General features: G+C 61.1%; 16 protein-coding genes. 7 read left to right on the top strand and 9 right to left on the bottom strand.

Translation table 11 applies throughout. The features are described from left to right. Window positions 1-19 precede the first annotated feature (19 nt). Genes BN903_RS00565 through BN903_RS00545 form a run of 5 tightly spaced genes read right to left on the bottom strand, consistent with a single transcriptional unit; the run spans window position 20 to window position 7,406 of the window. A complete protein-coding gene (locus BN903_RS00565; protein ID WP_079890514.1) occupies window positions 20-1,102 on the bottom strand; it encodes an Mrp/NBP35 family ATP-binding protein in 1,083 nt (360 codons plus the stop codon). 11 nt (window positions 1,103-1,113) lie between these two features. Then, window positions 1,114-1,836 (bottom strand): molecular chaperone, encoded by a 723-nt coding sequence (locus BN903_RS00560; RefSeq protein WP_228840978.1) that lies wholly within the window; start codon window positions 1,834-1,836, stop codon window positions 1,114-1,116. Window positions 1,837-1,841: 5 nt separating this feature from the next. Further along, window positions 1,842-5,099, bottom strand: coding sequence for a molybdopterin-dependent oxidoreductase (locus BN903_RS00555; RefSeq protein ID WP_048075862.1), 3,258 nt, complete (start codon window positions 5,097-5,099; stop codon window positions 1,842-1,844). After that, complete coding sequence (gene nrfD / locus BN903_RS00550; protein ID WP_048075861.1) at window positions 5,096-6,367, bottom strand: NrfD/PsrC family molybdoenzyme membrane anchor subunit; 1,272 nt, start codon at window positions 6,365-6,367, stop codon at window positions 5,096-5,098. Before nrfD ends, BN903_RS00555 begins: the two co-directional genes overlap by 4 nt. 4 nt (window positions 6,368-6,371) lie before the next feature. Continuing rightward, a complete protein-coding gene (locus BN903_RS00545) occupies window positions 6,372-7,406 on the bottom strand; it encodes a 4Fe-4S dicluster domain-containing protein (RefSeq protein WP_195155660.1) in 1,035 nt (344 codons plus the stop codon). Window positions 7,407-7,752: 346 nt separating this feature from the next. Between BN903_RS00545 and BN903_RS00540 the strand changes: the two genes are divergently transcribed. Further along, entirely contained in the window at window positions 7,753-9,594 is a 1,842-nt protein-coding gene (locus tag BN903_RS00540) for a bacterio-opsin activator domain-containing protein (protein ID WP_048075859.1), read from the top strand. A 594-nt stretch (window positions 9,595-10,188) separates the two neighbouring features. On the opposite strand, the gene BN903_RS00535 is transcribed toward BN903_RS00540, so the two are convergent. Next, window positions 10,189-10,437, bottom strand: a complete 249-nt coding sequence (locus BN903_RS00535) for a type II toxin-antitoxin system HicA family toxin (RefSeq protein ID WP_048075858.1) — start codon at window positions 10,435-10,437, stop codon at window positions 10,189-10,191. Window positions 10,438-10,442: 5 nt separating this feature from the next. Further along, on the bottom strand, window positions 10,443-10,745 hold the full coding sequence (locus tag BN903_RS00530; RefSeq protein WP_048075857.1) for a type II toxin-antitoxin system HicB family antitoxin: 303 nt from the start codon (window positions 10,743-10,745) through the stop codon (window positions 10,443-10,445). Between the two features lie 477 nt (window positions 10,746-11,222). Between BN903_RS00530 and BN903_RS00525 the strand changes: the two genes are divergently transcribed. The 3 genes from BN903_RS00525 to BN903_RS00515 are packed head-to-tail and all read left to right on the top strand — an operon-like array spanning window position 11,223 to window position 13,829. Beyond that, a complete protein-coding gene (locus BN903_RS00525; protein WP_048075856.1) occupies window positions 11,223-12,134 on the top strand; it encodes an ABC transporter ATP-binding protein in 912 nt (303 codons plus the stop codon). Continuing rightward, on the top strand, window positions 12,131-12,952 hold the full coding sequence (locus tag BN903_RS00520; protein ID WP_048075855.1) for an ABC transporter permease: 822 nt from the start codon (window positions 12,131-12,133) through the stop codon (window positions 12,950-12,952). Before BN903_RS00525 ends, BN903_RS00520 begins: the two co-directional genes overlap by 4 nt. 55 nt (window positions 12,953-13,007) lie before the next feature. Beyond that, a complete protein-coding gene (locus BN903_RS00515; RefSeq protein WP_048075854.1) occupies window positions 13,008-13,829 on the top strand; it encodes an ABC transporter permease subunit in 822 nt (273 codons plus the stop codon). Between the two features lie 14 nt (window positions 13,830-13,843). Here BN903_RS00515 and BN903_RS18515 read toward each other — a convergent pair whose 3' ends face one another. Continuing rightward, window positions 13,844-14,080 (bottom strand): VOC family protein, encoded by a 237-nt coding sequence (locus BN903_RS18515; protein WP_079890545.1) that lies wholly within the window; start codon window positions 14,078-14,080, stop codon window positions 13,844-13,846. 164 nt (window positions 14,081-14,244) lie between these two features. On the opposite strand from BN903_RS18515, the gene heR reads away from it, so the two are divergent. Both heR and BN903_RS00505 read left to right on the top strand, forming a co-directional pair. Then, window positions 14,245-15,054 carry a heliorhodopsin HeR gene (gene heR / locus BN903_RS00510; protein ID WP_195155658.1) on the top strand — a complete coding sequence of 270 codons (810 nt, stop codon included), beginning with the start codon at window positions 14,245-14,247 and terminating at the stop codon, window positions 15,052-15,054. A gap of 303 nt (window positions 15,055-15,357) precedes the next feature. Beyond that, window positions 15,358-15,873 carry a hypothetical protein gene (locus BN903_RS00505; protein ID WP_048075852.1) on the top strand — a complete coding sequence of 172 codons (516 nt, stop codon included), beginning with the start codon at window positions 15,358-15,360 and terminating at the stop codon, window positions 15,871-15,873. A 328-nt stretch (window positions 15,874-16,201) separates the two neighbouring features. On the opposite strand, the gene BN903_RS00500 is transcribed toward BN903_RS00505, so the two are convergent. Then, on the bottom strand, window positions 16,202-17,233 hold the full coding sequence (locus BN903_RS00500) for a bifunctional oligoribonuclease/PAP phosphatase NrnA (protein ID WP_048075851.1): 1,032 nt from the start codon (window positions 17,231-17,233) through the stop codon (window positions 16,202-16,204). Window positions 17,234-17,834: 601 nt separating this feature from the next. On the opposite strand from BN903_RS00500, the gene BN903_RS00495 reads away from it, so the two are divergent. Then, window positions 17,835-18,244: IS1 family transposase (locus BN903_RS00495; protein ID WP_048075850.1), on the top strand; the 410-nt coding region annotated here is incomplete at its 3' end.

Here is an 18,244-nt window from a genome sequence, read left to right as displayed (position 1 = left end):
AATCAGCACAGACTATCTCTCAGTTATTCCCCTCCACGAATGTCTGCTGCTGGTGATGTCGTCGCAAGACACCGACTTTGTTTGCAACCGTGGCAGCTAAGTTCTGAAAGGCCGTCGCGGTTTCACCGGTGTCCCGACGAACAATCGGTTGTCCGGTATCGGCTCCCATCCGAATCGCTGGATCGAGCGGGAGTGATCCAAGGTACGGGACATCAACTTCCTCGGCGAGTGATCGCCCCCCATCTTCGCCGAAGATGTCGTGAGTATCCCCGCAATTTGGGCAGACAAATCCACTCATATTCTCGACGACACCCAATACGTTGGCCTGGTACTCGCCGAACATTTGAACACCTCGACGGGTGTCTTTTACGGCGACAGATTGCGGCGTCGTGACGATGATCGTTCCCGTGACGGGCAGGTTCTGAAGCACCGTCAACTGGACATCGCCGGTCCCGGGAGGGAGATCCACGACGAGGTAGTCCAGCGACCCCCACGACACGTCGTCGAAGAGGTCCGTAAGCGTGTTCTGTGCCACCGGACCGCGCCAGACGACCGGGTCGTCGTCGTCGATCAGCAGGCCGACGCTCATCAGCTTGAGCCCGTGGGCGGTCGGCGGTTCGATTCGGTCTTCGCCGTCGACGGTCGTCACATCGGGGTCGGCGTCTGCGCCGAGCATCTGCGGGACGTTCGGGCCGTACACGTCGGCGTCGAACAGCCCGACGTTCGCCCCGCGGTCGGCGAGGCCGGCGGCTAGGTTGACGGCGACGGTACTCTTTCCGACGCCGCCCTTCCCGGAGGCGACGGCGATCACGTTCTTGACGCCGGGTAGGACCGACGACTCGGCGGCGTCGAACAGCGGGACGTTCGCCGAGAGTTCGACGTCGATCCCCGCGTCGTCGGCGACCTCGCGGACGCGTTCCGCGATGGCAGCCTCGTCCGGGGCGTGCGGCGCGCCGAGCGCGAGCTCAACGGCGGCGGTCCCGTCGTCGACGACGATGTCGGTGACGAGCCCGGCGCTAACGATATCTGTATCGAGCGCCGGGTCGTCGACGACGCGGAGGCGATCACGGAGGTCTTCGTCTGAGATGTTGGTGGTTGTCATCGTTGGTGTGGTTACGCTGGCGTGGTTTCGGACGGCTGTTCGTCGGCGTGGACGACGTCATGTGCGTCCCACGCGGTGAACGTCCGGGCGAGACGAGCGATCGCGGCGAAGACGCCTTCGACGCTGTCGCGGCTCGCGACTGCCTCCTCGAACCGGTCGATCCAGCCAAGTTGGGAGAGCGCCCGGGCTTGGAGTTCGCGAACCGCGTCGAGGTTGGACTCGCTTCCGCCGCCCTCGAGGAGCGTCGCCTCACGCTCGCAGAGCGCGCGCATGAACTCGAAGCAGGCGGCGACGTGGTCCGGAATGTCGTCGCCGCGCCCGGGTGAGAACCCGGCGGCGGCGTACAGCTTCGCCATGTCGGCGGCCGGGTTCCCGAGGAGCTCTCCGGCCTCTCCAGCGGTGTGATACCGCGAATCCGACTCGAACGCCTCGCTCGGATCGGCTGCGTGAGCGGACGCGAACGGCGGGACGTAGTGAGTCCCGGGGACGACGAACAGGTTGTCGTACCCGATCGCCAGCGAGTCGGCGTCGTGGCCGTCGCCGCGCAGGTCCGCCGTCTCGATGTCGATCGGGAACACGTCGGCGACGGTCACGAACGCTCCCCGGTCGAGCGCGGCGGCGGTCGTTTCCGTCTCTCCGTCGAAGGTCGCGGCCAACAGCCCGTACAAGCGGGCGCGGGCCGTGGCCAACGCCGCCTCGTCGCGGTCGCCGTCTGTGTTCGTGTGTTCGGACACGCGAATCACCGCCGCTCCACGTCGACAAAGGCGTCGTACTGCGCGTTGCTCCCACCGACGAGATCCGAGAGGCCGGTGTCGCCGATTTCCTCGTCTAACGGCTGGATGTGATTGATCGCGAATCCGGCGTCGCGTCCCTTCGCGTACCCGCCCTCTTCGGTCATTGGCTCGTCGAACTGGTAGTCGCTGTGGCCGTCGGCCTCGACCGCCGGCCGCGTTTCGCCGTCGATCGTTTCGGGCGTCGCGCCGTCGCCGCTCCGACCCCATCCCCACATCGCGCCGACGACGCCGGGTCGGATCCCGCCCGTGACCATCGCGACCCCGTCGGCGGTCTCGCGACCGGCGTCGATGAGAATCTCGTCGCCGTTCTCGATGCCGCGCTCCTCTGCGTCCCGCGGGTTGATCCACACGGGATTCTCCGGGCGGGTCTCGCGGAGCCACGGGCTGTTCTGGGTGCGGTGCATCCCCTGTGTCCGCGGCTTCCAGTTTATCAGTCGGAGCGGGCGCTCAGGTTCGTCGTCGCCGCTCACCGCGGCCTGGACGGTCCCGTCGTAGTGCTCGACGTCGTCGACCCTCGGGAGCGGGTCGAACCGCTCGCCGGTGAAGGAGTGTTTCCCGTTGGGGACGACCTCGCTGTAGAAGTCGACGCGGGACTCGAGTTTGTACCGCATGTGCTCGCCGTCGTAGGCGTTCGAATCGTCGCCGCGCTCGGCGTAGTCGTACCCGTGACCGTGTTCGGCGAACGCCTCGTTGTAGCCCTCGGTCGGCTCCTCGAAGCGGCCGCCCCGGTTCAACACCGTGACGACCTTCGGCCACTCCTCGTCGGTGACGGCGTCCCGCCAGCGATCGAGGTCGAACCGGTCGCCGAGTCCGCTCTCGTGGCTCTCGCGGAACACCCGCAGCTCATCCTCGCTCGCGTCTGCGACCGGGTCGCGGTCGTACGCGATGTTGGCTGCGAGCTTCAGGTAGAAGTCCTCGGCCTGCTCAAGCGGCCACAGATTACCGTCCGCGTCGGGGATGGCGTCTGTACCGACGCCCGGCAGGTCCAGCTCCGACCACAGCTCGATGAGCACGTCCTCGAACGGACGCGCGTCGGGGACGACGGAGACTGCCGGCTGGCTGATTTTCTCGTCGGCCAGCCGCTTGTTCGGGTATGTGCCGAAGTTCTCCCACCGTTCGAGGTAGGTTGGCTCGGGCAGGATGTAATCGGCGTACTGGCTCGTCTCGCCGATGACCGTGTCCGAGGCGACGATCAGCGGAATCGTGTCGGTGTCTTTCAAGATCGCCGGAATCTTGTCGCCGCCGGCGACCGCCATCACGTGGTTGTTCGAGTAGGGGCGGATGAACAGCGCCTCGACGCCGTATGGATACTCGTCGGCGGCGCTGCCGTAGAGTTCTTGGGTCGCCTGCGGCGGCGCGACGGGGAACCACGGCCGCTTCGCCGGGTAGCCGTCGTCGCGGTCGAACAGCGAGGTGTCCTCGTAGTTGACGCCGCCGCGGAGCAGGGGAATTCCCCACGGTGAGTGCCCGTCCGGGACCGAGCCGAGCTGGTACCGGCCGGACATGGTGTCGTAACCCGCGTACGGGGTGATCTGCCCGCCCTTCCAGTCGTAGTTCCCGATGAGGTGCTGGAGGGTGGCAATCGCCCGCGTGTTGTAGAAGCCGTTCGTGTGCTTTGCCGGGCCGCGATAGGCCATGATCGCCGCTCGCTTGCCGTGGCTGGTGAACTCGTCGGCGATCTCGGCGATCTGGTCGGCCGGCACGCCGGCCATCTCGGCATACTCCTCGACGGTGTACTCGAAGACGCGGTCACGGTACTGGTTCCAGACGCTCCGGACTGCCGTCCCGTCGACGGTCACGTCGACGTCGAGCACGGCCGTGTCGACCTCGCTCGCGGGACGCGGCTCGCCCGTCGTCGCGTCGACAGCGACGAAGTCGTCGGCGGTCTCGGCGTCCTCGGGAACGAGCCCGAGGTCGGCCGCGCGCGCCTTCGGCCCCGCCTCCGCGTCGACGAGGATGAGGTGCGTCGCGTCGCTCCACGTCGGCTCGTCGTCGTCGGTCGCGGCCGACCGCGAGGGGTTCTGGAGGTACGTCAGGTCGTGGCGGTCGTTCTCGATGATCCACCGCGCCATCCCGAGCGCGAGCGCCCCGTCTGCGCCGGGTTCGACGGGGACCCACGTGTCGGCCTTCTCGGCGGTCTTCGAGAGGCGCGGGTCGACGACGTCCATCCGCATCCCGTCCTCGATGGCGTTCGTCAGCTTCGGCGCGAGCCACGTCGGCCCCTTGTTAGCGACCATGGGGTTGGTCCCCCACGCGATGAGGTACTCGCAGTTCTCGATGTCAGGGTACTGTCGCTTCTTCTTGGCGTCGTGGGAACGGACGTTGCCCATCACGCTCGAGAACCCGCAGGTCCCGGCGTGGTGGACGCTGTTTATCGATCCGAGCCCCTGGTTCCAAAGCCGAGTTCGGATGAAGTTGCGGCGGAATCCGCCGACGTCGACGATCTGGTTGGACTTCGGCCCCAGATCCGGGTGGTCGGTGTCAATGAGGTCGTCCGCGTACTTCTCGTCGAACGCCGCCTTGGACAGCTCGCCGTTCTGGACGGCCTCCCAGTCGCTCATCACGTCCTCCTGTGAGGCGAACCCCCAGATATCAGCCAGTCCGGGGTGGCCGAGCTCGTCGTCGCCTTCGACGATGTCTCGAACGACTGTGTCCCACGAGACGGTCTTCCACTCGCCCGACCCGCGTGGACCGACCCGTTTCATCGGCCGGCGGACGCGGTAGCTGTCGAAGGCCGTCTGGATCCCCGCCTGCCCTTTTAAGCAGATCCGGCCACCGGAGAGCGACCAGCGATCGGTGTCGACGTCGCCGCTCCCCTCGACGTCGCCCATCGCCACGTCCTCCGGATCGCTCTCGTAGGGCACCTGCGAGAACGGCTGCGTGTTGAGGAACGAGTACGGGTTTCCGGCGAGCTTCCGGACGAGCGAGCTGTACTCGCCGGTGCCGCTCCCGTCCGCGAGTTGGACCTTGATCGGACAGAACGTGTTACACTGGCCGCAGGTGGTGTGTATCACGTCGCTCGCGCCGTACTCGCCGTAGTCGTCGCCGACGTAGTGGAGCTCGTCGTCCGTCCACAGGTCGTCGATGTCCACGTCGACCGCGGCGTTGCTCGCCGCCGCGATGACTCCGATACTCCCGGCCGCCTTGACGAAGTCGCGGCGCGAAACCGTCGCGCCGTCCTCGCCCGAATCATCAGCACTCATTCGTGGTCACCTCCGGTAAGCGGCGTCAACGGCAGTGTCTCCGCACCGATCGTGAACAACAGCAGGCCGACACCGATCATGCCGGCACTCGTTCCCCACTCGACCAGCGTCGGGAAGTACGACCCGTGGGGAAGTCCCTCCATCACCGGCATGACCTGCGCCGGAACAACGATGTTGAACCGCACTGCGACGATCCCGATGACGACGCTCAGTCCGGTCAGCACCATCACCGACGGCGTGCGTCGCCAGGATCGCTTGCTCAGTAGGACCATCGGGAACACCCAGCTGAAGCCGACCATGAACCACCAGAACGACCACGACATCGGGCCGTACATGATGACGTTCCAGGTCTCGATCTCGTGAGGGTGGACGCTGGCGATTGCGATGAACGTCTCGATGGCAGTCAAGGCGGCGTCGACGATGATGAAGCCGATCAGGAGCTGTGCCAGTCGGTCGAGCAGGTCCGGGTCGACCGACTCGCCGTCGAACAGCCGCGTTCGAAGCACGTATACCATCATCACGAGCGCGGTCCCGCTGAGCAGCGCCGAGATGACGAAGATCACCGGGAACAGCCCGCTGTTCCAGTAGGGGCGTGCCTTCGAGACGGCGAACAGCACGCCCGTGCCGCCGTGGACCATGAAGATCGCCAGCGGGATACCGACGATACCGGCCCGCTTGAGCCAGCGCTGGTCGAACGCTTGAGACGCCTCGCTCGTGTCCAGCCGACCGAGCGCGAGGGCCGAGTAGAACGTCTCTCGGAGCCCCGAAGTGCGGTCGGCGACCCGCGCGAGGTCGATCCGCATCGAGAAGTACAGCTCCGTGACCAGGATTCCGATATAGGCCACGTAGGCGTGGACCTCCCACGAGAGCGCAGACGTCAGCTGACGCCAGAGGAACGGGAAGTACATCCGGTCCATTCGTCCGAGGTCGATCCAGACGAACAGCAGCGCCACCGCCATACTGATGATGGCCGCGAACAGCGCGTCGCGGTCGATCCTGTGCATCCCCTCGACCTCGAAGACGTTGGCCATCGTGCTCACGAGGAACGCGCCGGCAGAGAGGCCGACGAAGTAGATGTAGAAGGCGACCCACGCGCCCCACGGGACGACGCTCGTGAGGTTGGTGCTCGCCATTCCGCCCGTGAGTCGGAGGTACGTCGCGTACGCGCCGACGGCGACGAGGACGCCGACGATCGCGTACCAAGCGATCCGCAGCCGGTCGTCTTCGAACCCCGGATCGAACTCGATGTGTGGGCTTTGTGTCGCCATCGGTCTATTTGAGGTAGTAGACGTTGGGGTCGGTCCCCTCGTCTTCTTTCAGTTGGAACGCGCGCGACGAGTCAGCCATCTTTGCGACGTCGCTGTCGGGGTTCTCGAGGTCGCCCATGTTCCGAGCGTCGCCGACACAGGTCTCGACGCACGCGGGCTCTTCGCCGCGCTCTAACCGGTGCGTACAGAAACTACACTTGCGGATGTTGCCGATCGGCGACTTCCCCTCCTCGCGCGGTCCGCGGTCGACGCCGTACTCGGGGCTGGTCAGTTCGCCGGCCTCATCGACCTCGTCGTCGTAGTTCTCGCCGAAGTCGAAGTACCGCGCACCGTACGGGCAGGCGATGTTACAGTATCGGCAGCCGATACACCGGTCGTAGTCGATGTTGACCACGCCGTCGTCCATCTTGTATGTCGCCGAGACGGGACACACCTGGACGCACGGCGGGTTGTCGCACTGCATGCACGGACGCGGGACGTTCGTTCGCGTGACGTTCGGGAACTCGCCGTGTTCCTCCTCCATCACGACGTTGTACGAGACGCCCGGCGGCGTCCGGTTCTCGGACTTGCACGCGACCGTACACGAGTCGCAGCCGACGCACTTCTGGAGGTCGATCACCATCCCCCACTTCTCGTCGCCCGTGCCGATCCCGCCCTCCGTCTCCTCGCCCTCGACCTGCGCCGTCTCCGTCGAGACCGTGTCCATCGACCCGACGGCGCAGCTCAGCGACTCGGCTGTCTCTGTCGTGACGGTCTGGTCGCCAGCGTCGACCGCGGGGTTCGGCGTCTCCCGATACGCCTCGCCGAACTCGTCGGCCGCGGCCTCGTCGTACTTCTCCCAGTACTCGTCGCCGGAGAGCTCACCGCGGGCGACGCGCTTGGCGTCTTCGGCCATCGCCACGCCGAGGTCAGTGTCCGCCTCGACGTCCGCGAGCTCCTCTCGCGGATCGGGTCGTTCGTTCTCCACCATCGCGTCGAGGTCGGCCTTCCCGACGTTCGGGATACCGGGGAGCGTGTCCCCGTCGTCAGCGGTGCTCATCGCCACCACCCGTCACCGGTCGTCTCGCCAACGGGTCGTCGGTCCCCCGCCGGCCGGTTGGTCCTAGAACTCATACACGAAAATGTACGTAGCTACCGGTGGAAAGGGTAATACCAATACAGACTGAGTCGCTTCCACCCCGCGAAGACACCCTATATTGTGGGTACCAATACTGTTTGGATCGGGGGGTTCGACTCCGAGATTGACCGGCATCGCGTCGCGTGCCGACGACCGCCGATGTTATCAACGAGAACGGACACCTCCCGAGCATGAACGCAGCGCACCGAAGCGGACGAACGGTCGGCGGGCCGGTGACACCGGCCCGCCGGGGGACGGGACCGAGCGGATGAACTGGATCATCGCTCTCTCGATCGGGCTTCGACTGATCGGCGTCGGCTACTCGATCCTGCTACTCGCGAGGACCCGCGATCGCCGGTTCGGCTTCCTGACGCTGCTTCTGTCCTTTATGACGCTTCGGCAGCTGCTTACCGTGCAGTCGGCGACCACCGGGATCGAGGAACTCCCGGGGCTCGTCGTGAGCGCGCTTGTCCTGCTGACGGTGTATTACCTCTCCGAGTACATCGACGAAGAGAACGCCATCAAGACGCAGTTACAGACGGCGAACGAGCGACTTCGGGGCTTTCGGAAGGCCATCGAACACGCCGGGCACGCGATCTTCCTCACCGACCCGGACGGCACCATCGAGTACGCGAACCCGGCCGTCGAGACGGTCACGGGGTACGGACCGGACGAGGTGATCGGCGAGAACCCGCGACTCTGGCAGTCGGGGAAACACGACGAGGAGTTTTACGAGGGACTCTGGGAACAGATCGAGTCCGGGTCAGTCTGGGAGGGCGAGCTGACGAACCGCCGGAAGTCGGGGGAGCTCTGCTGGATCGACGCGACAATCGCGCCGATCACGGACGGCGGAGACGTGGAGCGCTACGTCGCGATCGAGCGCGACGTTACCGAACGGAAGGAGCGCGAGATGCGCATCGAAGACCAGAACGAGCGCTTGACGCTCCTGAACAACACGAACGAGGTGCTCCGCGACACCAACCGGGAACTCGTCGCCGCGTCGACGCGCGACGAGATCGAGTCCGCAGTGTGCGAACAGTTCGCTTCCTCCGACCTCTTCGACGTGGCCTGGATCGGTGGTCGTGGACTCGTCGACGGCTCGGTCAGCCCGCGCACGTGTGCGGGCACCGACATCGACTCGCTCGACGTTCACATCGAGACGCTGTGCGCCGTCGAGCCGTCCCCGGTCGAAACGGCGCTCGATAGTTCCCGTCCAGTGTTCACCGAGATCGAAGACGACCTGTCGGAAACACCGGGCGAGGCACACTGCGTCGTGGTCCCGCTCGCGTACCGGGGCGCGGAGTACGGTGTTCTCGTCGTGATGACCCACAACGCTGATGCGTTCGATCTGATCGAACGCGATATCTTCGCCGAATTGGGTCGGACCGTCGCGGACGCGATCAGCGCCGTCGAGAGCAAGCAGACGCTCGCCGCGGACAGCGTCACCGAACTGGAGTTCCAGCTGACCGGGATCGACGAGCCACTTGCGAACATGGCGGCACGGCTCGACTGTTCGGTCACCGTCGAGCACGTTAGCGACGGCGACGAGGGGGGGTCTATCCAGTACGTTACCGTCGCGGACGCTGATCCAGAGGCCGTCTCCGAGTACGTCGCCGAGGCCGACCACATCAACGCGGCACAGCACGTCTACGCCTACGAGGAACGGCCTCTGTTCCGGCTCTCGATAGACGAGCGGTCGATCGTCGCGACGCTGGCGCAGTACGGGGCAGGCATCGAATCCCTCTCGCTCACCGGCACGAGCGGGACGCTGATCGCACACGTCGCCAGCTCGAACGACATCCGGACTATCGTCGACGCGCTTCAGACGATGTACGATGGCCTCACGCTCGTCGCACAGCGCGAGCGCGAACGCGACGTACAAACCGAGGCGGGCTTCCGGAAGCAGCTAGCGGCGACCTTAACGGACCGGCAGCGAGAAGCGGTGCGTACCGCGCACTTTGCCGGATTCTTCGAGTGGCCCCGTGAGCACTCCGGTGAGGAGGTTGCCTCGATGATGGACATCTCACAGACAACCTTCACACAACACCTCCGAGCAGCCGAAAAAAAGCTCTTTTCCGCACTGTTCGACGAAAGCATACGAGTGTCGTAACGGCTCGAAACAGAACGCTCGACAGATCTACTGCGTCAGCCGGCCGATCGAGAGCCACTTTACATCGGGTCATGGGTCACGTCGCTCTTGACGAGCCCGTCGCGTCCGCCATCATCCTTCTAGCCTACCACCCCCGGATATATACTGCCGTTTTACTTTCCTCAGTGCGAGCCAGCTACTCTCTAAATGCGTCGAGAAGGTACTGGTTTCTGAGGATACGCGAAAACCTGGGGTCATTCTTTACTGAGCTCGGCGAGGCGAGAAGTGCAATGCGCGACTCCTCACCGTGTCGGGATCACCAATCGCTCCGCGAGGACGTACCGCTGGCGACGTCCGTCGTTGACGCGGTCCGGGAGCAGCCCGACGAGCGCGCCGACTGACGCCGGAAGCAGTCGGGTCAGCTTACACGTGGAGTCCGTTTTTCCTGCTCACGTACTTAGATAATGAATTAAACACGCACGACTGCGTCGGGATCCGTCTCGGCGTCGAACACGGATCCGGTCCCAGCGGGCGGGTATTACCTATCCACTATCCAGAACAGTAGTCCTATACAGCGATATTCGAGCCAGTGGTGGTCATGAGTTAGATAACCCATCAGCGCTGTCGGTCGATCCACTGACACCACTTCTCAAAGTCTTCCGCTCCAGACTGGTCTGCGATGTTGCGTAGAGTCCCGGTTCGGATCCGATTGTGTTGCGGGACGGAGACGATACGGACATCGTCATCGTTCGTCGGGTGCTCGTATCGAAGCTTAACGTGGCTGCCGGTCCGATCAACGATGGCAAAGCGGTTTTTCGTGAGTGCTTTGACAACATCGCGTCCGGAAAAATCAGGCGCTCCCATCCGACTTACTGCATGAAGTCGGGGAGATCATCATGCTCGTCGCGAGCCTGCTGTACTTCATCAGGATCGATACCGAGCTCGTCAAGCACTTCTTTTTCCTCCTCCCAATTATCGACCGAGTCACCAGTTTCTCCCTTGTGAAGTGCGACTGCCTCGTCAAGATTGTCGAGGGCATCCTGCCGCGTCTCACCCTGGCTTGCGACACCGGTCGCCTCGTCACGGGCGACCCACCAGCCATCGTCCGCCTGAGTGAGCGTAATTGTTCGCCCACTCCGGACGTCGTCGTTCGTACTCGTTTCAGTGCTCATTACCACCACGTTACCTGGGCGGCGTCATAAGCATTCGGTCACTAATCGGACAGACCGTCCAGAGTCTACTCAACAACCGAGATACGTGCGTACCATGTAGTTGATGGCAACCAGTCGGTCACGTTCGCAGGGGTCATCTAAAACAGATTACAGCTACAACCCCGAAACGTAGCACTACGATCGATTGGCCCACTATAGTATCATCTGTGGCATTCACTCAACGCTCTTTGGACCCACTCGTCGAGTTGCGAAGAGGATCTTGTGCTGAGTAATTGGGAATCTAAAACATCAACTGCTGAGGATTTCAACAAAGGCGAGTATTTCAAAAAGAATCGGTCCGATGGATATTAGCCTCCTCATCGACGCATACTGGTATTTAGAGATGGCTCCAGCATTTAATTTGGCCGCCTGATGTAGAGTAATCTGTAACGCAGCGTGTTTATTACCTCCGAATGTAAATATCAACTTGATACTTTAATGCCGGCAATCCAGACACACAGCGTGTCCAAGCGATACGGCGACGTGACGGCGGTCGACCGCGTCAATCTTACTATTGAGGAGGGTGAAATATTCGGCTTCTTGGGGCACAACGGTGCCGGAAAGTCGACGCTGATCAACATGCTGCTCGACTTTGCGCGTCCCACCGAGGGGCAGGTCGAGGTGTTCGGGATGGATGCTCGGGAACAGAGTGTTGCCGTTCGAGAACACATGGGCGTCCTCCCAGAGGGGTACGACGTGTACGACCGGCTAACCGGCCGGCAGCACCTCCAGTTCGCCGCGGAATCGAAGGATGTGGATATCGAGCCGATGGCTATTGCCGAGCGCGTTGGGATCCGTGATGATGCTGACCGTCCTGCCGGTGGCTACTCCAAGGGGATGGCCCAACGGTTAGTACTCGGAATGGCACTCATCGGCGACCCTGACCTACTGATCCTCGACGAGCCGACCTCGGGGCTCGACCCCGGCGGAGCCCGACGAATGCGTGAGATCATCAACGAAGAGAACGAACGCGGTACAACTGTGTTCTTTTCCAGTCACATTCTCGAACAGATCGAAGCAGTCTGTGACCGCGTCGGCATCATGCATGAGGGACGGCTACAGGCGGTCGACACTATCGACGCACTCCGGGAGTCCGCCGCCGGTGGGACGAAACTCCACGTTACTGTCGACGACCTCAACGAGGCCCACCTCGACGCTATTGAGGCCGTCGACGGCGTCGATTCGGCGTGGATAGCGGACGGAGCGTTTGTAGTCACCTGCCCTAACGACACGAAGATGGACGTGCTGGTCGCGCTCAACCACGCCGGCGTCGACGTTCTCGACTTCACCACTGAGGAGCCCTCACTCGAGGATCTGTTCGTTGAGTACACCGCGGAGGGAAGGCAGTGAGTTGGGCCATCATCGCTCGGAAGGAGTTCCGAGACGTGTGGGGCTCACGGCGGACACGCTGGCTGCTCGGTGCGGTCGCGCTCCTGTTCGTCGCCGGCGGGTACGTAACGCCGATAATGGCCGGCGACGAGCCAACCAGCGCGGACTATGCGTCGTTCATGCTCGGGTCGGCCGCGCTGCTGGTGCCGCTCGTGGGGCTGTTGCTTGGCCACCGAACCATCGTCGACGAGCGATCGTCTGGCCGACTGACGCTGTTGCTCTCGTTGCCGTACGATCGACTGGACGTGGTGATTGGGAAGTATCTCACCCGGGTGGCCGCGCTCGGCGCCGCCGTTGCGGTCGGAATCCTTGCCGGCGCTGCGCTGGTGAACTACCCATTTGGGAGCTTCGAGATCGGAACCGTCGGTGCTTATCTACTGGGGACGCTGCTGTATGGCGCCGCATTCGTCGGTATTGGCCTCGCAATTTCAACGGCGACATCCTCGTCCGCAGTCGCCAGTAGCGCCGCATTCGGCGTGTTCTTCCTGTTTGTCGTGGTCTGGTCACAGCTCCAAGGGGTGTTCCGTGCCGGACTCAACTATCTCGGACTCGCTGACGGGACGATGCCGGATTGGGCACTATTCGTCTACGGCGTCGAGCCGGGGATGGCCTACCGTCGACTCGTTGACGGCTTCTTCGCCGGCGTCGAGCAGGGGACCTACCTCGGTCCCGACGCGCCATGGTACCTCGGGGAGTGGGTTGCTGCCGCCCTACTTGCTGTCTGGGCGCTCGGCCCCGCGACGCTCGGCTACCTGCGGTTTCGTTCCACCGATCTATGATTCGACACGAAACTACGAGCGATGTTGATCGCACGGAGTCCACGGAGGGACACCGATGAGCTGGCGAGCCGTTTCCAAGAACGATCTCCGAGTAGCACTCGCGACCCGCGGAGTCTGGACACTGACGGCCGGGCTGCTTGTCCTCCTGACGGGGCTAGGCTACGTTGTCCCGCGGCTCGCGGGCTCCTCGGAGGTGCCCTTTTCGGCGTACCTCGATATACTCGTCGCCATCGTCGTCCCGCTGTTCCCGCTGATCGGACTCGTACTCGGTTATCGTTCAATCGCTGCCGGCCGTGCGTCAGGGACTGCTACGTTGGCGCTGTCGCTGCCGAACTCTCGCCGCGACCTAGTGGCTGGAAAGTTTGTTGGACGCGCGACTGCACTGGCTGCCTCGCTTGCTATCGCAGGTGTTGTCGCCGGCGGCTATTTACTCGCCAGCTACAGCGACTTCGCCGCCGGGGACTATCTTCTCGTGCTAGTGCTCACCTTCGGCTATACGCTTGCGTTCCTCGGTATTGCTGTCGGACTCTCGACGGGGATTGCCAGTTCCCGTCGGGTTATTGGCGCCGCCTTCGGCGCCTACGCGCTGCTAGCGTTGCTCTGGGGGACGCTGGTTGATGCCGTACTAAACGTACTGTTCCGGTTCGAGCCGCCGATGGAGACACCAGCATGGGTGGAGTTCGCGAAGTTCATCGAACCGGGGACGAGCGCCAGTTACCTATTTGCGACCGGACTCGGCGTGGGGACGGCGCCACCCGAAGCCGTCATCGGAACTGAGCAGTTCGTCTCGACGGTAGGCGCACTGGTGGTGCTGATTGCGTGGATTATTGTGCCGGTGGTGCTGGGCTACGCGCGGTTCCAGCGGGGCGAACTCTGACCCCGTACAAACGTTCAAAACGGTGACCGGCGCTCTGGCTGTATCGTCTCACTCGAACTCGTTGTAATGCGTTCTAGGGCCTGTTTATAATGATTGAGACCGTAGGAACCCTCTATTCGCACAGGAATATACCGCTTACAAACAACTTCTCTATCTCGAACGGGGAGGCCGAGTAGTTCGTGATAGAAGGAGAGTGATCGATCAAGATTGGTTACTCGAACCGCTACGTGGTCAACGTTGATGATAGCCATAGCGATCAATAGGGCCACTCTCTTGCGGGTTGGCCCTGAAACGGTTCATCGGTCCTCCAAACACGATAATCCGATCCGTATACATAGCCAATAGCGTGCGCTGACCTCAGCGACGCGAGCGTATGGCCATTTACATACATGTGCGATGATATCCACATAGGATAATGGCAACAAAAACTACAGCAGCCAGCGGGACCAGCGATCAGCGTTCAGCACGGGACACTCGGCTCCGGTCGTGGAACGCGGTTATGGCTGTTCTTCATTTTCTTCAGGGGCTTGCAATGGTGCTCCTAGCAGAGGGCGTCTTGTGGCCCATTACACGCACTAGATACGGGTTCAACCCTGAAACTGAGTCGATTTTTCCCGAGACGGTCTCGTTTATTGATGCCAATCTTCCGCTGCTTGTGGCCGGATTTCTCTTCATTTCTGCGCTCGCACACGCCATCATCGCAACTAATCGGTACGAGGCATACGTCGCGTATCTTGACAGGGGAATGAACCCTTACCGCTGGTATGAGTACTCCGTGAGCGCCTCGCTGATGATCGTCGTGATCGGGATGCTCGCCGGAGTCTGGGATCTTGGAACGCTCGTGGCGTTGTTTGGACTCGTGGCGGTGATGAATCTCTGCGGACTCTTGATGGAGCAACGCAACGAATCGACCGACAAAACTGACTGGACGCCGTTTTGGGTCGGTGTTATCGCCGGTATCGTGCCTTGGATTGTCATTGCAATCACGTTTATCGGAAGCGTGACAGCCAGTGCCGGCGAGTTCCCTCAGTTTGTCATCTATATTTACTTCTCCATCTTCGTCTTTTTCAATCTCTTTACGTTGAACATGGCGCTACAGTATCTGGAGGTTTCTCGTTGGAAGAACTATCTCTTCGGCGAGCGGATGTATATCGTTCTGAGTCTGGTAGCCAAGTCCGTGCTCGCATGGCAAGTGTACTTCGGCACGCTAAATTCACCGATCTGAGATCGGTAGTTTTCGGGGAGCTGCTCAGTACTGATACGGTTGAACCAAATCGTACTGCTCCGGTATAACCGTCTTCTCTACGGAGTGTTTTGATATAGGCGAATCGAACGAACCACTGTACAAGACTCGCGCGTTGTATTCAGCACGCACTGAACCAAACACTAAGGAACTGTTAGAAAGCGCGCGCAAGATACAGAGGATCTATCTAGCACTGCAACTCTGATCATTCTGCAGTTGCTGACCAGAGCAGCTGTCAGGATCAGTGGGGGATATTAAGATGGTTGTACTCTCTCCTTTGACAGAGTGGCTGACCTGATTACCGAATACGCCGACTACGATTCGTTCGCCCGCGAGTGGCATTCAGATACCCTCGCCGACTACGATGTCTCGCTCGACGAAGCCCGGGAGCGGGGGCTTCTCAACGAACAGCAGACCCGAAAACTATGGCAGTTGTTAGGGCTCCTCGACCCGGAAGAATGTCTCCTTCAACTGCCGAAATGGCTGGCCGAGAAAAAAATCAAATCCACGAACAGAACCACGCCCACAATATTCGTCGGCTCCATCTCTAGAGAGACCGAGGACGCAATTCTCTTCAAATCATCCACAGCGGCTCAACCGCTGATGGGACTCGCACACCAGATGCACTCGCTCGCAGAGGGGATCGAACGTACTGAAGGCGATACCGACCGCCACAAACGGCTGACGGAGCAGTTTCGAGAACACGAACGGAAATTTGCTGACCGAGATGGTCTGCCCAGCCTCTCCGACGAGTGGCTTCCAAAAAGCCAGCTCGGGACGATTGTCCGGCGCTGTCCGTGAATCGAACACCAGCTGGTGCTCCGGAACCACTGTGCGGGATACGCGCCCTATATCTTATACGACTGGTGAGATCTACTCAAGCCTTGTCGGATTGGCCATGCTGTATATAGGGGCTGGGCCTTGTTTAGACGCTCCCGAGAGCATGAGTTAGTGCTTGTATGGGTTGAGCAGGATCAGTCTATGAGAGCGTTTCTATCGGTTTTGTGCTTCGGATAGCAACAGTGTTGTCCGATCTACTCCGCGTCTAAACAAGGCCAAATATTGAACAATCCGTCATCAGATCGGTATTAACAGACCATTTGTGGTCAGAATACGCGTTTTGTTCGGTTCATGTCGCGTCTGACTCTTCGGCCACACCGGATAGGTTGAGTTCCGTGACGAGGCGAGCGGTAATGATCTGTTCAACGATGTCGAGCAACTGGTCGTCATCGGATGTGTAGTCGGCGAAAACCCCGAGTGGGATTTCGCCACCCGCTACATCATGGTGGCCACCACCACTTCCGACATCCTCGAACGCGTCGTGTAGGATATTCCCAGCGTGGACTCGTGAATCGGGAGAGCGGGCGCTAACGTGAATCGCGTCGTTGACAAGGCCGAAGACAATGGCCGTCTCGACACCCTCTAGACGGACGAGATAATCGACGGCTTGAGGGAGCGAATCCCTCTCGGTCGTCCGCCCGACGTGAGAAATAAGCGCTCCCCCGTTCGTCCATCGGTTGTCAATAGCAGTCGAGATTGCGTCGACCGTTCCCCCGCTAACCGATGGTGATGAGAGTTCTCGGAGCAGTTGTTGATCTGCGTGGTCATGGAGGTAGCCTGCCGCCTCGTATTCGACAGGGGTTGCTCCGCGGAGGAAGTCGAGGGTATCCGACCGGATGGCAAATAGGAGTGCCGTCGCAAGCTCCGTATCGAGCTCGATATCGAGGGTGCGAACGTACTCGGTCAGAATCGTTGCCGCAGCCCCGAGTTCTTCACGATGATCGACGAACCGGGCCTCGATACCCTCAGCAGGATGGTGGTCGATCACGATATCGACCGGTGTGTCCGAGGGAACCGGATTATTCTCACCGGGAATCGAATGATCGACGAATGCAAGTAACGAGTCCGATGACCGGTCTTGGAGGGTAGCAGCATCGAACGGCTTGAGGTCGATATCGAGGAGATTGACGAACGCCCGGTTTTGCTGGTGGGAAATATCGCCGCTGTAGAGGATAGATCGTTCGTCGATACCGGCGTCGGCCGCAATCCGCCCTAATGCGAGTGCGCTCGCAAGACAATCGGGATCCGGATTATTGTGACAGACGATATTTAATTGGCTGCCCTCTGCGAGCAGGTCGTGGAGTTGTTCGGGAGTGTTCATTTCATCCTTCAGCTATGCCCTCTACACAGTTAGGGACATAGGCTCTCCCGACCGATGTTACAGAGAATCGAGGAGAAAGTCTCGCGCTTCAGCGTGGGGAATGTTAACGATGAATAGCCTCACTGTGCGGAATCGAGTTAACTACTTGGTTCGTGTGGCTCTGTTGAAATCCTATTGTTCAGACATAAGATCATGTGAAACAGCCGGTCGATGAGAACTACTTATCGACCGTCGGAAGTTCTACCAGTCTTAGATGATGTTCGGACCACCGTACAAGATGTAGGGTGCGTATCGGTTAGAGGCCTTGCCACCGTCTGCTAAGTGTGGGTAGAATACTTTCTTCGCGTGGTGAACGAAATCAGGGGCTATTTACTACCGGCGAGAATTAGATCATCCGATACCCTCCATCATCAAAGACACTGTGTTCAAAGAGCCCGTTAGTGGGATTTTGGCACTCGTCTATCTCGCTGGGGCTCTCCTCTTCATTGGCCAGTATGGATATTACGCAATCGCTCTTGGGTAGAGGATTGTTGGTCAGTTCTCAGCAGTAGCTGGAAGTCACAGCAGGCAAGGGTGACGCGACCGCGTCACCCGACGAACGATGTTCCCTATCAAGACGTTCGTCTCGGAACGTCGCGCCGCGAACCTGCTCGAACAGGTTCGCTGGCGCGACGGCGTCTATTGCCCACGCTGCCGTGGCGAATCTGTGATTCGGTACGGCAGCTATCGGGTGTTTCAGCGGTATCTCTGTAAGGATTGCGACCGCACGTTCAACGATCAGACCGGCACGATCTTCGAACATTCTGCGGTGGCGCTCAGAAAATGGTTTCTCGCGGTCTACACGTACATCCGCTTCAACACGAGTCTCAGGCAACTAGATGTAGAGATTGACGTTTCGTACAAGACGATCTACCGGCGCGTCCAGCGCTTCCTGCGAGCGCTGGACGCACCTCGACTCCATCTCAAAGGTCCTGTTGAGATCGACGAATTCTATGTGAAGGCGGGGCTCAA

It is taken from the genome of Halorubrum sp. AJ67 (assembly GCF_000513435.1).
Note: the sequence above shows the minus strand (reverse complement) of the source record. Positions and strands in the feature narration are given on the sequence as shown.

What these genes read in the sequence shown, in the direction of transcription:
- BN903_RS00565 (WP_079890514.1), bottom strand. Translation starts at nt 1,102, where the DNA reads ATGACAACCACCAACATCTCAGACGAAGACCTCCGTGATCGCCTCCGC.
- BN903_RS00555 (WP_048075862.1), bottom strand. Translation starts at nt 5,099, where the DNA reads ATGAGTGCTGATGATTCGGGCGAGGACGGCGCGACGGTTTCGCGCCGC.
- nrfD (WP_048075861.1), bottom strand. Translation starts at nt 6,367, where the DNA reads ATGGCGACACAAAGCCCACACATCGAGTTCGATCCGGGGTTCGAAGAC.
- BN903_RS00545 (WP_195155660.1), bottom strand. Translation starts at nt 7,406, where the DNA reads ATGAGCACCGCTGACGACGGGGACACGCTCCCCGGTATCCCGAACGTC.
- BN903_RS00540 (WP_048075859.1), top strand. Translation starts at nt 7,753, where the DNA reads ATGAACTGGATCATCGCTCTCTCGATCGGGCTTCGACTGATCGGCGTC.
- BN903_RS00535 (WP_048075858.1), bottom strand. Translation starts at nt 10,437, where the DNA reads ATGGGAGCGCCTGATTTTTCCGGACGCGATGTTGTCAAAGCACTCACG.
- BN903_RS00530 (WP_048075857.1), bottom strand. Translation starts at nt 10,745, where the DNA reads ATGAGCACTGAAACGAGTACGAACGACGACGTCCGGAGTGGGCGAACA.
- BN903_RS00525 (WP_048075856.1), top strand. Translation starts at nt 11,223, where the DNA reads ATGCCGGCAATCCAGACACACAGCGTGTCCAAGCGATACGGCGACGTG.
- BN903_RS00515 (WP_048075854.1), top strand. Translation starts at nt 13,008, where the DNA reads ATGAGCTGGCGAGCCGTTTCCAAGAACGATCTCCGAGTAGCACTCGCG.
- BN903_RS18515 (WP_079890545.1), bottom strand. Translation starts at nt 14,080, where the DNA reads ATGGCTATCATCAACGTTGACCACGTAGCGGTTCGAGTAACCAATCTT.
- heR (WP_195155658.1), top strand. Translation starts at nt 14,245, where the DNA reads ATGGCAACAAAAACTACAGCAGCCAGCGGGACCAGCGATCAGCGTTCA.
- BN903_RS00500 (WP_048075851.1), bottom strand. Translation starts at nt 17,233, where the DNA reads ATGAACACTCCCGAACAACTCCACGACCTGCTCGCAGAGGGCAGCCAA.